Raw genomic sequence first — 12,729 nt, 5'->3', positions numbered from 1 at the left:
GCGGCGTGCCGGGACGCCCGCGGCGGGGCCCGGCAGCCGCTCCGGTCCGACGTGCGGCGCCGAACGCTCACCTCGTGCGGTCGGGCCGCTCGACGAGGAGGACGATCACCACGGCTGCGGTGAGGGCCAGGACGACGCCGCCGACGCCCGCATAGACCTGCTGGCCGAAGCTCACGGCGTCGTGGACCGCGCCGAGGAGCCGCGCGCCGCCGGTGGCCAGCCCCTCCGCGACTTCGGTTCCCTCGTGGACGCTGGCCTTCGCGGCCTCGCCGGCGCTCTCGGAGACGCCCGCGGGCATGTCGGCGTCCAGCGAACGGCGGTAGGCGACCACACCGACCGTGCCGCCTGCGGCGATGCCGAGCGCGGTGCCGAGTTCACCCCCGACCTCCTGAGCGGAGGCCGCGGAACCGGTCTGCGCCTCCGGGACGCCGGAGATGATCAGGTCCGAGACCAACGCCGCGGCGCAGCCCTGACCGAAACCGACCACGGACACGGACGCCACCACCCAGGGCAGGCCGGCATCGGCGCCCGTGGCGAGGGAGAACAGTCCGGCCCCCACGGCCGCGACGGCCAGCCCGCCCGCGACGACCACGGCCGGCCGCAGCCGCCGGGCGAGGCCCGGCACGAGCAGCGCTCCGGTGATGTTGAGGACGATGAACGGCAGCGTCCACAGCCCCGCGCGCAGCGGCGAGAGCCCGCCGACCCACTGCAGGTACTGCGTGAACAGGTAGAACATGCCCGTGACGCTGATGCCCATGAGCACCAGCGTCGCCAGCGGCACCGCCGTGCGCCGGCCGAGCAGCACGCCCAGGTCGAACAGCGGCTCGTCGATGCGCCGCTGCCGCCGCACGAACAGCCCCAGGACGCCCGCCCCGGCGACGACGCACAGGAGGTGGGGCCAGACCGCGCCGCGCCCGGCCTGCTGACTGGCGGCGAGCTCCTGCAGGCCGTAGACGACGGCCAGGAGGCCGACCACCGAGAGCCCCACGCTGAAGAGGTCGATGCGGGATCGGTTGCGTTCGGCGCGTTCGGGAAGCAGCCTGGTCCCGCCGGCCAGCAGCAGGAGGAGGGGCGGGACGTTGACGAGGAAGACCGAGCCCCACCAGTGGTACTCCAGGAGCGCCCCGCCGAGCACCGGACCGACGGCGCCGCCGACGGTGAAGGTGCTGAAGAGGATCGCGATGGCCAGGCGCCGTTGCGTCTCGTCGCGGAACATGGTGCGCAGCAGCGCGAAGAGCGACGGCATCAGCGAGGCCCCGGCGATGCCGAGGGCCGCCCGGACGCCGATCAGCGTCTCGGCGTTCGGCGAGAACGCCGCCGCCACGGACAGCGCCGCGAAGGCCGCGGAACCGATCAGCATCAGGCGGCGGGGGCCGATGCGGTCGCCCGCCCGGCCGGAGGTGAGCAGGAATCCGGCGAGCAGGAAGCCGTAGACGTGGGTGATCCACAGCGTCTGGGTGGCGCTGGGTTCCAGATCGGCGCTGAGGGTGGGCAGCGCGAAGAACAGGACCGTCAGGTCGGTCGCCAGGGCGAGCATCGGCATCGTCAGCAGCGCCAGCCCGGCCCATTCCCTGGCGGTCGCACGGTCGGATTCGGGAAGGGTCGCAGTCGTCATCGGAACCTGCCTCGGCACGAGATTACGTTTCAATTCGTAACGTAACACTGCCCAGGGCCGTCTTCAAGGTGACAACGGTTACGAGTCGGCCTGTAACGCGGGGCGTAGGCTGGGGACCATGGCCGGAGACCACAGTGCTGCAGACCGGTCCGGGGGCCGGCCCCGGGACGCCCACATCGACGCCGCCGTGACGGCGTCCACGTTGGAGCTGCTGGACGAGGTCGGCTACCTGGGGATCAGTCTGGGGGAGGTCGCGCGCCGGGCGGGGACCTCGCGGCCGGCGATCTACCGGCGCTGGCCCGGGCGGGCGGCGCTGGTGCTGGCGGCCGTCGAGAGCCGGCTCGACACGCCGTCCCCGCCCGACACCGGCTGCACCCTGTGCGACATCGGCGACAGCTTCACGGTCTTCCTCGCCGCGTACCGGACGATCCGGCCGGAGGTGTTCGGTGCGTTGTACTCCGAGTGCATCCGGGACCCCGAGCTGCACCGGTGGTACCTGCGCGCCGTCATCGAGCCGTCGCGGAGGGCCGTCCGGGAGACGCTGGTGCGCGCCGTGGAGCGCGGGGACCTGCGCAGCGACGTCGACGTGGAGCAGCTCCTCGACGTCATCGCCTCGTTCGCGCATTACCGGGCGCTCTTCGGCCGGCACTTGAGCGACGAGGGCGCCGAGCAGGTCATCGAGACCCTGTGCCGGGGCGCGGCCGTCGACTTCGACGCGCTGCTGGCGCACAGCGAGGCGTTGGAACGCGAGCACCGCGACAGCGGCGGGGCCCACCACGTGACCATCGAGCAGCCGCCGCCGGGCCGGGCGGCGTCGTGACGCCGGTTCGGCCGAGCCGGATCAGACCGCGGTCTTCCTCGGTCCGGCCCGGAAGCGGTCGCGGTATTCGCTCGGGGTCGTGTCGGACCGCCGCCGGAAGGGCCGTCCGGCAAGCGCACTCGGCTGCTTCGCGCCCGCCGCCGCGTGGACGCCGCACGGGGTCCTTACGACGTGACCTTGAAGGTGGCGTCCTGGCGGTCGGTCGCGGACGAGCCGCCGGTGATCGGGTCGATCCGCAGCGCGTAGCCCGAATGGCGGAGATGGCGGTCCGGGAAGTTGTGGGACCGGAACGAGCTCCAGGCGGCGTCGGCCAGGCCCGCGACGCGGTGGAAGGTGGCGTCGGCGGCGAACTGCGACGTGCCGTCGTTCGCGTCGAGCCGCATCGCGTAGCCGGAATGGCGCAGGAACCGGCCGGGCAGGTTCACCGACTCGAACGAGACGCCGCTCGCGTCGGCCAGCCCCGCGCGCAGCCGCCACTGCTGGTCGGCGGGCGGCTCCATCGGATACGGATCGATCCGGCCGATGCCGCCGGCGTGGCGCACGAAGCGGGAGGGGAAGTTGTAGGACTTCAGCCGGTTCCACTGCGGCGCACCCCAGCGGGTGACGAGCGCGGCGCGTTCGGCCTCGGTGATCGGGAGGATCCCGGCGTGCTTGCTGCTGATCGGGGCGGTGTAGTCGCGCTGGTCGAGCGGCGTCCAACCGCCGCCGTTGATGTCGGACGAGCGCCAGGCGTAGAAGACGGCGTTGTCGGGGACGAAGGAGTCGCCCCACAGCCAGAACGCGTTGGCGCTGTTGGACTTGACGAGGATCGGGGCCTCGATGGCGCCGCCCTGGCGCAGGCCGCCGGTGAGGGTCGTGAAGGTGCCGGGTTGACCGGTGGTCGAGCGGGAGACGTAGAGGTTGCCGTCGGCCATGTTCTTGTAGGCGAGGTAGAACGCGCCATTGTGGACGAGGACGTCGCCGTCGAGCACGTTGAAGCCGGGGTCGAAGAAGACCTGCGCGGCGCCCATGTTCACGAAGTCGGCGGTGTAGTTGACCATGAGGACGTCGCGGGTGCCGTTGTAGGCCGAGTAGACGACCGCGTAGCGGCCCCGGGCGGGGTCCCAGAACGCGGTGGGGGCCCAGGTGTGGGTCGCCATGTCGTGCAGGCGGACCCGCCGGTAGCCGGTGAAGCCGCGGAGGTCGGGCGAGTCCCAGACGTGGAGGTACTGGTTGTCGAGGTTGAACACCCGTCCTTTCAGGTCGGTGGCGAGGACGACGAAGGCGCCGTCCTGCCTGCGGAGGACGAACGGGTCGCGCAGGCCCTGCATGCCGGCGGTGGGGGTGGCGACGGGGCGGTTCTGGTTGAGCGGCGTCCAGTCGAGACCGTCGCGGCTGACGGCGAGGTGGAGGGCGTAGCTGTCGTCGGTCATGTCCGGCGACTCCTTGAAATACGCCATCGCATAGGCCGCATAGGACTGCGCGTGCGCCGCGTTCGGCGCGGCGATCGCGGCGGCGACGGCGGACGCCATCGCAGTGGTGAGGAGTGTGCGACGTGAGGGCATGGTCGGCCTTTCTGCGGTGAGGGAACGGCGCGGATCGAGGGGACCGAGGGACCGGCGCGAATCGGAAGTGATCGCTAACATCATGGCTTCGGCCCAGTGTGTCCAACCGCACCAATAAAGTCAAGACCTTCGATATCCGCATGTCGAAGCCGATATCCGATTAGAGTGTGACGTGCATCCCTAATTCCAGTGCTTGCCCTGGCGAACGCGCCTGTGTTAGCACTCTATGTGCATGAGTGCTAATCCGGGTCGACGCCCGCTTTCGGGCGTGCGCGGCCGAAGGCGACCGCGCTGGCTCGGGAGCAGTTGACGTCTCTGTACTGGGAGGTAGCTGTGTTCACTGGCATGTTGGATCCGACGACCGACCGCACCCCGGAGCCGGTGCTCAGCCCGCTCCCGGACGCGGCGCTCGACGAGGAGCACCGACCGCTCCGGATCGCGATGGTCGTCCCGCCCTACTTCGAGATCCCGCCCCGCGCGTACGGCGGCGTCGAATCCGTGGTCGCGGACCTCACCGACTCCTTGATCGCGCGCGGCCACGAGGTCACGCTCATCGGCGCCGGCACCACCACCGGCACGGGCGCCGAACTCGTGCCGGTCTGGCCGCTCCCGATCCCCGAACGCCTGGGCGAACCCATGCCGGAGATCCTGCACGCCGCCCTCACCCGCAAGGCCGTGGCCGAGCTCGCGGCCGGGCCCGGCCTCGACATCGTGCACGAGCACACGTGCGCGGGCCCGCTCAACGCGTCGAGCTACGCCGCGCTCGGCCTGCCCACCGTGGTCACGATGCACGGCCCGGTCGAGGAGGACCTGCTCCGCTTCTACCAGGCCGTCGGCTCCGACATCGACCTCGTCGCGATCAGCGAGCGGCAGCGCGAACTCGCGCCGGACCTCCGCTGGGCGGGCATGGTGCACAACGCCGTCCGCACCGACACCTTCCCGTTCCGCGCCGACCACGACGGCTACGCGCTGTTCCTGGGCCGGTTCCACCCGGACAAGGCCCCGCACCTGGCGCTGGAGGCCGCGCACGCCGCCGGGATGCCGTTGATCCTCGCGGGCAAGTGCGCCGAGCCGATCGAGAAGGACTACTTCGAACGCGAGGTCGAGCCGCGCCTGACCGACGCCGACCAGGTCTACGGCGTCGCGGACGCGGTCGCCAAGCGGCGGCTGCTCGCGAACGCCCGCTGCCTGCTGATGCCGGTGCGCTGGGAGGAGCCGTTCGGCATGGTGATGATCGAGTCCATGGCCTGCGGCACCCCGGTGGTCGCGCTGCGCGGCGGGGCCGTGCCGGAGATCGTCGTCGACGGCGTCACCGGGTTCGTGTGCGAGGACCCCGCCGAACTGCCGGGCGCCATCGCGCGGTTGGACGAGATCGACCCGGAGGCCTGCCGGGCGCGGGTGGTCGAGCACTTCGACGTCGCCAGACTGGGCGAGGGGTACGAGGCGGTGTACCGGGACGCGCTGCGCGCCAAGGCGATCGCCGACCCGCTCGACCGGCTCCGGCGCGAGTACGGCGACCTCGACGCCGGCCTCGACCGGCGGTTCGACGAAGGGCGGCGGCTGATGCGCGCCGTCGAGCGCACCGAGACCGGTCCGGCGCTCGCGGACCGGGAAGGCGCGGTGGACGCGGCATGACGCGAGCCGACGAATCGGCGCCGGGCCGTCCCGAGCCCGCGCCGGAGGCGATCGCCACCCCGGCCCACCCCGCGGTCGCACCCCAGGCGCTCAACGCGGGAGAACCGGTGCTGACGGGCCGGGACGGCGAGGTCATCACCCTCGTCGAGGGGACGACGTTCTGCCTGTCCGACCGCTCCGGGGACGTCACGCCCGGCGGGGCGCAGGGCCTGTTCGTGCGGGACGCCCGGGTGCTGTCGCGCTGGCAGCTGCATCTGGACGGCCATCCGGTCCAGCCCCTGACCGTGCTCGGCAAGGAGGCCTTCGCGGCCCGGTTCGTCGGCCGCCGCCCGCCGCTCACCAGGCAGAACGACAGCACGCTGCTGCTGGTTCGGGAACGCCTGGTGGGCGACGGGCTGCGCGAGACGATCACGGTCGAGAACCTCGGCGCGGAGGCCACGGCCTGCGCGATCACGCTGTTCATCGACGCGGACTTCGCGGACCTGTTCGCCGTCAAGGAGGGCCGCGCGGCGAACGGCGGCGCCGAGATGGCGACGGACGGTTCGGAGCTGTGGCTGACCTCCCGGCAGGACGTCGGCAGGCAGCTCCACGTCACGACCTCGGTCGACGCGCTCGCGACGCCCGGCGCGCTGAGCTGGCGGGTGGTCGTGCCGCCGCGCGGGCAGTGGTCGGCGGAGATCGTGGCCGAGCCGGTGGTCGCCGGACAGCGGATCACGCCCGGCTTCGAGCGCGGCGAGCACATCGACAGCAGCGAGGCGGCCCGCAAGCTGCGGGCCTGGCGGCAGGAGAGCACGCCGATCGAGGTGGACGACCCGGCGACGGCGAAGGTGCTGTCGCGCACCGAGACCGACCTCGGGGCGCTCCAGATCGCCGACCCCCGGACGGGCACGCCGTTCGTGGCGGCGGGCGCGCCGTGGTTCATGACCCTGTTCGGCCGCGACAGCCTGCTCACGGCCTGGATGACCCTGCCGCTGGACCTGGGCCTGGCCGTCGGGACGCTGCAGAACCTCGCCGCGACGCAGGGGACGAAGGTCGAGCCGACCTCGGAGGAGGAGCCCGGCCGGATCCTGCACGAGCTGCGGCTGGGGCCCGAGAGCGCGCAGATCCTCGGCGGCAACCACTACTACGGCACCGTGGACGCCACGCCGCTGTTCGTGATGCTGCTGGGCGAGGTGTGGCGGTGGGGCGCCGACCGCGGGACGGTGGAGCGGCTGCTGCCCGCGGCCGACGCCGCGCTGTCCTGGATGGAGGAATACGGCGACCGGGACGGCGACGGGTTCATCGAGTACCAGCGGGCCACCGACCAGGGCCTGGCCAATCAGGGCTGGAAGGACAGCTTCGACGGGATCAACGCCGTCGACGGCGGCATCGGCCGGACGCCCTTGGCGCTGTGCGAGGTCCAGGGTTACGCGTACGCGGCGTGGCGGGCGCGCGCCGAACTGGCCGAGTCCTTCGGCGATCCGGCGGCGGCCGAACGCTGCCGCAAGCGCGCGAGTCGGCTGCGGGAGGACTTCGCGGAGCGGTTCTGGCTGCCCGACCGCGGCTGGTACGCCGTCGCTCTCGACCGCGACAAGCGGCCGGTGGACGCATTGACCAGCAACGCCGCGCACGCCTTGTGGACCGGCATCGCCGAGGACGAGCACGCGCAGATCCTCGTCGACCACCTGGCGACGGACGACATGTTCAGCGGGTACGGGCTGCGGACGCTGTCGAAGGCCATGGGGGCGTACAACCCCATGAGCTACCACAATGGATCCGTGTGGCCGCACGACACGGCGATCGCGGTGGCCGGGCTGCTGCGGTACGCGCATCTGCGCGGCGCCGTGCCGCTCGCGCACCGGCTGCTGAACGGCCTGATCGACGCCGCCTCGGCGTTCGGGGACCGGCTGCCGGAGCTGTTCTGCGGCTTCGACCGCGAGCGGTTCGACCCGCCCGTGCCGTATCCGACCTCGTGCTCGCCGCAGGCGTGGGCGGCGGCCGCACCGCTCCTGCTGGTGCGCTCGGCGCTCGGCCTCGAGCCGAACGTGCCGAAGCGGACGCTGCGCCTCGCGCCGCATCTGCCGGAACGGTGGAGCCGCGTGCGGCTGCACGAACTGTCCCTGGGCCCGGCCAACGTGGAAATCGACGCCACGTCGGACCGGGTGGCAGTGGCCGGCCTGCCGGAGGACTGGAGGCGGATCGACGGAGCCGAAGGCGACGAGTGATCCCGGGTGGGCGCAGCGCCTCTGGGAACTGAGCGAACGGCTCCTCAAGGCCTAGGGCGCCGAGCGGGGGCATCGGCACCGGTGTCCCCGCTCCCCCGCCGTCTGCGACGCGATCGCCGCCGGCGGCGGCTGGGCTACACTGACCAGCCCCGGCCGGGCCGCGAACGACCTGGTCGTTCATCTGGCTCGGCATCGCGGCGAAGGGTTCGGCATGGCGTCTCGGCAGTCATTGATCTCCATGGCGGAGGACTCCTTCCCGCTCGCGAAAGAGGAGATGCTCCGCCGCGTCGACGACGCCGTGGCGGTCCGCCGGGTCGGGGCGGAGGCCGCGATCGTCGAGACCGAGGGCGCGACCGCGAAGGACCTGGCCGAGCTCGTGCGGCGCACCCCGCTGCTGTTCACCCGGCACGTGACGAACGTGGTCGCCGAGTTCGACCCCGCCGCCTCGGATCTGGCGTCCGTGGTCGACACGCTCGACGCCGCGATCCGGGAGCTGACGAGCGAGCCCTTGATCGCGCTGCAGCTCTGGGTCAGCGGCAAGGTCCACTATGACTTCAACCGGCACGACGCCCGGCAGCGCGCGTCGCAGCTCCTGAGCGATCGCGGCTACCGGGTCTCCCGCGCCGGCAGCCCGGTGGCGGTGTCGGTCTGCTTCACGCCGAAGACCGCGGTCGTCGGCGTCAACCGCGTCGAGGACAGCCTCAGTTCGTGGCCGGGCGGGGAGATCCGCCTCTCGCGGTCCCCCGAGCAGGTGTCGCGCGCCGAGTTCAAACTCGAAGAACTGTTCAAGACCTACGAGTTCCCCGCCGATCTCGGCGAGGACGCCCTGGATTACGGCGCCGCGCCGGGCGGTTGGACCAGGATCCTCGCGAGCCGCGGCTTCCGCACCACTGCCGTCGACCCGGGCGACCTCGACCCGCGCGTCCTGCGGCTGCCCGACGTGGTCCACGAGCGCACGACGGCCGGGAACTTCCTGCGCAGCAGCCGGGACCGGTTCGACCTCATCGTCAACGACATGAAGATGAGCCCCACCCGGTCGAGCCGGCTCATGGTCGACAGCCTGCACCTGCTCGAGCCGGGCGGCTTCGCGATCACGACCCTGAAGACGGGCGACCGCGGCGTGCTCCCGCAGATCGAGCAGTCGTTCGCGGTGCTTCGCGAGGGCTACGACATCGAGTTCGCGAGGCAGTTGCGGCACAACCGGAACGAGGTCACGGTCGTGCTGCGCAAGCAGCGCTGAATGCGGTGGTCGGTCCTCATGGGACGCGACGCCGCCCGCCCTTACAGGCGGGCGGCGTCTCAGTCGGCCGTCACTGCGGCAGGTTGTCGATGACGAAGGGCGCGTGCCCGTGCAGGTGGCCGTCCCACCCGCCCGTGACGGGAGCCCCGGGCGACAGCAGGTTCGTGGAGTCGTCGCCGACGTCCAGTTTCCATGCCGTCCAGGAGATCCGGTTGTCCCGCATCCAGTCGATCCAGCGCTGCGCCTCGTCGAGGCACACCCGCCCGTCGAGCCCGCCGTCGGCGTGGCTGGCGCCCCACTCGGTGACGAACAGGGCCAGGCCGGCGTTCATGGCCGTGTCGGCCTTGGCGCGCAGGTAAGCGGTGTGCGTGCACGAGTAGAAGTGCAGCGTGTACATCAGGTTCGTGCCGGACACCGGGTCGGCGGCGGCCACGTCGACGTCCTGCGACCAGGTCGGGGAGCCGAGCACGATGATGTTGTCCGGGTCCTGCGCGCGGATCGCGGCCACGACGGCCTCGTGGTACGGCTTGACCGTGCCGCTCCAGGACACCTGCTCCGGCTCGTTGTACGGCTCCCAGATCACGTTCGGGAGGTGACCGTAGCGGTCGGCCAGGTCGGTGAAGAACGCGACCGCCTCGGACCGGTGCTCATGCGCGTGGTGCGCATGGAAGTCGACGATCACGTACACGCCCGTGGCCGCCGCGTTCTGGATGACGGTCTCGACCTCGGCGCGCCACCGGTCGGGCTCGGAGAGGTAGGCGCCCTCGGGCTCCACGCCCATGGCGACCCGGAACACCTCGATGTTCCAGTTGTCGCGCATCCACTCCAGCGCCGAGCGGTTCTGGGCGTACGGCTGGGTCTGCCAGTGCAGCCACATGCTGGAGATGCCGCGCAGCTGGATCGGCTGGTCGTGCTCGTTGCACATGTTCGCGCCGCAGACGTGCAGCTGCCCGTGCTCTTCGACGGGGGTGCCGTCCGGGGGCGGGTCCGTCGGATCGGGGTCGGTCGGATCGGGATCGGTCGGATCGGGATCGGTCGGATCGGGGTCGCCTTCGCCGCAGCTGACGCCGTTGACGGTGACGTTGGCGATGTCCCCGGCGGTGCCGCTGGCGGTGAAGCCGAAGACCTCGCGGGTCTGGCCGGAGGCGATCGAGCCGTTCCATCCGGCGTCGGAGGCCGAGAAGTGGGAGCCGCTGAGCGACTGGTCGGTGACGTTCCAGGCGCTGATGCCGGAGACGGCGCCGGTGAAGTCCCATTCGACGGTCCAGCCGTTGATCGGCTCGTCGGCGGTGATGCTGACGTTGGCCTGGAAGCCCGAGTTCCAGTCGCTCACGATGCGGTAGTCGACGTCGCAGCCTTCCGCGGCGCTGGCGCCCTGGGCTGCGACGATCGTCAGCGCACTCGCGCCGAGGGCGGCGACGGCCGCGCCGGTGATCGCCGTTCTCCGTCGTCTTCGGTCTAGCTGCATGGTGATCCTCCGCTGGTCAGTCGGGCGGCGCCGGGGCGACGGCCGCTCGATGCACGAAACGCCTCCCGAGGGGAAGCGCTCCCAACCACTATATTGAAGTCTGCCAATATGTCGGCGCGGAGTCAAGGACGGGAGCAGGGCGGATTGTCCACAAGCGCTTTCCTGATCGGCCGGACGCCGCGTGCGAGCAGACGGCGCAGGGCGGGTCCCGCGCTCAGTCGCGGCGTTCGGCGGAGGCCAGGGGCGTCGACTCGGGCCGGCCGGGCCAGGTGCCGGTCAGGACCGTCCCGGAGAGTTCGGCGTCCCGGCTCAGACGCCGGGCGACCGACAGGGTGACGGTGTCGGTGACGATCCGGGTCGGGTCGCCCTTCTCGACGCGCTCGACTCGGTTCACGCCCGGCACGTTCCCCGCCAGCGCGCCTTCAGGGGCGGTGCTGGCGACGCTCATGCTGAGCTCGCGCGGCTCGAGGCGGCCTTCGACGAGGACGAGCTGCTCGGCCTGGCCGGTGTTCGCGAGGATCGCGCCGGCGAGGGCCGCGGCGTAGACCGGGTCCCCGGCGGCGTCGTAGACCCAGCGCTTGCCGAGCACCGAGTGCTCCATCGTGCCGATCAGCCACGCGTCCCCGCCCTCCATGGGTCCGGCGCGATAGGTCAGGGGCACTTGGTAGACGGGCCCGTGGTCGGCCCGGACCAGGATCGTCTCGATCCCGACCGCGCCGACCGGATCGTCGAAGCGGTACGCCGCCACCTGGTGCACGTCACCGGTCCGGCCGGTGTACCAGGGGCGTTCCGGCAGCCACGCCGCCAGCAGTTCGAGTTTGGTGGGGCGCAGGGTGGCTTGGTGAATGACGGCCATGCACCGAGCATAGGCGCAGGGCCGCCGCCGGTGAAACTCCCTCGGGCATCGCGGGAGGTGGCGATACCATTCACGACGTGGCCCATGATCATTTCGGCGGCGTCCCGGGACTGGACCAGCGGCCGTCCGACTCGCCGTACGTGGAGCGCGTCTACCAGGTGTCGGAGGCGAGCGTGAACGGCGCGCCCGTGCCCGGGCGCATGGTGTCCGTGGCGAACTCGAACTGGGAGCTCATCGCCTGGACGGCCGGGGGCGTCACGAACGTCTCCGTGCGCGGGCCCGAGACCCGGCCGACGACCGTGCCCTTGGGCGGCGGGATGGAACGCACGCTCGGCGTGATCTTCCGGCACGGCGCGTTCCTGCGGAACCTGCCCGTCCGCGGCCTCGTCGACACGAGCGTGGCGAGCCCGCACGCGACGGCGCGCACGTTCGTGCTGGAGGGCGACGAGTGGGAGATCCCCGGTTACGAGAACGCGGAGACCTTCGTCGACCGCCTGGTCCGCGCGGGGCTCCTCGTCCGGGACCCGCTGGTGGCCGACGTCCTCGCCGGAGACACGCCCATGCTGGTCACGCCGCGTTCGGTGCAGCGCCGCGTCGCCGCCGCCACGGGACTCACCCAGGGCACGATCCGGCAGATCGAGCGGGCGCGGCGGGCCGCGATGCTGCTGCGGCAGGGCACGGCCGCCGCCGACGTCGTGCACCAGGTCGGCTATCACGACCAGCCGCATTTGGCGCGGTCGCTGGCCCGGTTCGTCGGCCGCAGGGCGACGCAGCTGCAGCGTCCCACGGGCGAGGAGGTCCTGTCGCTTCTGTACAAGACCGAGGCCGAGGTGCGGCCGTAGATTCGAACCGGGCCGGAGGGACCGGCCGCTCGAACCGAGGAGCGTTCGATGGCTTTCACGCAGATCTACATCAATCTCCCCGTCGCCGACCTGGAGGCGAGCAAGGCGTTCTACCAGGCCTTGGGCGGCACACTGAATCCGCAGTTCACCGATGAGACCTCGGCGCAGGTGCTCCTGAGCGACGCGATCGCCCTGCAGCTCATGACGCACGAGCAGTTCTCCGGCTTCACGTCGCGGAAGATCGCCTCCGACGGCATCGAGGCGATCAACGCCCTGGCCGCCGAGTCGAAGGAAGAGGTCGACCGGCTGACCGTCGCGGCGGTGGCGGCCGGCGGCACCGAGCCTCGGCCCGCGCAGGACATGGGCTGGCTCTACAACCGGGCCGTGGACGACCCGGACGGCCACAGCTGGGAGCTGCTGGCGTACGACCCCTCGGCGATGCCCGCCTCGCCGGAGTGACGCCCGCGGGGGGCACTGCCGCATCGGACAGTGCCCCGCGGAGGCG

10 protein-coding genes are annotated in these 12,729 nt (G+C 71.8%); 6 read left to right on the top strand and 4 right to left on the bottom strand.

Annotated features, from left to right (window positions below):
* Positions 1-67 precede the first annotated feature (67 nt).
* Positions 68-1,615, bottom strand: a complete 1,548-nt coding sequence (locus K3N28_RS10485) for an MFS transporter (protein WP_228092481.1) — start codon at positions 1,613-1,615, stop codon at positions 68-70.
* A gap of 118 nt (positions 1,616-1,733) precedes the next feature.
* Between K3N28_RS10485 and K3N28_RS10480 the strand changes: the two genes are divergently transcribed.
* Positions 1,734-2,435, top strand: a complete 702-nt coding sequence (locus tag K3N28_RS10480; protein WP_228092480.1) for a TetR/AcrR family transcriptional regulator — start codon at positions 1,734-1,736, stop codon at positions 2,433-2,435.
* A 164-nt stretch (positions 2,436-2,599) separates the two neighbouring features.
* Here the strand turns inward: K3N28_RS10480 and K3N28_RS10475 are convergent, their stop codons facing one another.
* The gene (locus K3N28_RS10475) at positions 2,600-3,979 is read right to left on the bottom strand and encodes a glycoside hydrolase family 43 protein (RefSeq protein ID WP_228092479.1); all 1,380 of its coding nucleotides are present in this window, start codon (positions 3,977-3,979) and stop codon (positions 2,600-2,602) included.
* Positions 3,980-4,420: 441 nt separating this feature from the next.
* On the opposite strand from K3N28_RS10475, the gene K3N28_RS10470 reads away from it, so the two are divergent.
* From K3N28_RS10470 to K3N28_RS10460, 3 genes are all read left to right on the top strand, one after another.
* Positions 4,421-5,614 (top strand): glycosyltransferase family 4 protein, encoded by a 1,194-nt coding sequence (locus tag K3N28_RS10470; RefSeq protein WP_374209748.1) that lies wholly within the window; start codon positions 4,421-4,423, stop codon positions 5,612-5,614.
* Positions 5,611-7,818, top strand: coding sequence for a glycogen debranching N-terminal domain-containing protein (locus K3N28_RS10465; RefSeq protein WP_228092477.1), 2,208 nt, complete (start codon positions 5,611-5,613; stop codon positions 7,816-7,818). The genes K3N28_RS10470 and K3N28_RS10465 overlap by 4 nt, the downstream gene beginning before the upstream one ends.
* A 211-nt stretch (positions 7,819-8,029) precedes the next feature.
* Complete coding sequence (locus K3N28_RS10460) at positions 8,030-9,058, top strand: SAM-dependent methyltransferase (protein ID WP_228092476.1); 1,029 nt, start codon at positions 8,030-8,032, stop codon at positions 9,056-9,058.
* Between the two features lie 70 nt (positions 9,059-9,128).
* Here K3N28_RS10460 and K3N28_RS10455 read toward each other — a convergent pair whose 3' ends face one another.
* Positions 9,129-10,526 (bottom strand): cellulase family glycosylhydrolase, encoded by a 1,398-nt coding sequence (locus tag K3N28_RS10455; protein WP_228092475.1) that lies wholly within the window; start codon positions 10,524-10,526, stop codon positions 9,129-9,131.
* A gap of 214 nt (positions 10,527-10,740) precedes the next feature.
* Positions 10,741-11,382, bottom strand: coding sequence for a hypothetical protein (locus K3N28_RS10450; protein WP_228092474.1), 642 nt, complete (start codon positions 11,380-11,382; stop codon positions 10,741-10,743).
* A gap of 77 nt (positions 11,383-11,459) precedes the next feature.
* Here K3N28_RS10450 and K3N28_RS10445 point away from each other — a divergent pair, with 77 nt between their 5' ends.
* Positions 11,460-12,224: a helix-turn-helix domain-containing protein gene (locus K3N28_RS10445; RefSeq protein WP_228092473.1), complete on the top strand. Its 765-nt coding sequence runs from the start codon at positions 11,460-11,462 to the stop codon at positions 12,222-12,224.
* Between the two features lie 48 nt (positions 12,225-12,272).
* Positions 12,273-12,683, top strand: coding sequence for a VOC family protein (locus K3N28_RS10440; protein ID WP_228092472.1), 411 nt, complete (start codon positions 12,273-12,275; stop codon positions 12,681-12,683).
* The last annotated feature ends 46 nt before the right edge of the window (positions 12,684-12,729 follow it).

The organism is Glycomyces sp. TRM65418, from assembly GCF_019710475.1.
Lineage (GTDB): Bacteria > Actinomycetota > Actinomycetes > Mycobacteriales > Micromonosporaceae > Glycomyces.
The sequence above is the reverse complement of the archived record's forward strand: the minus strand, read 5'-3'. Positions and strand labels throughout refer to the sequence as shown.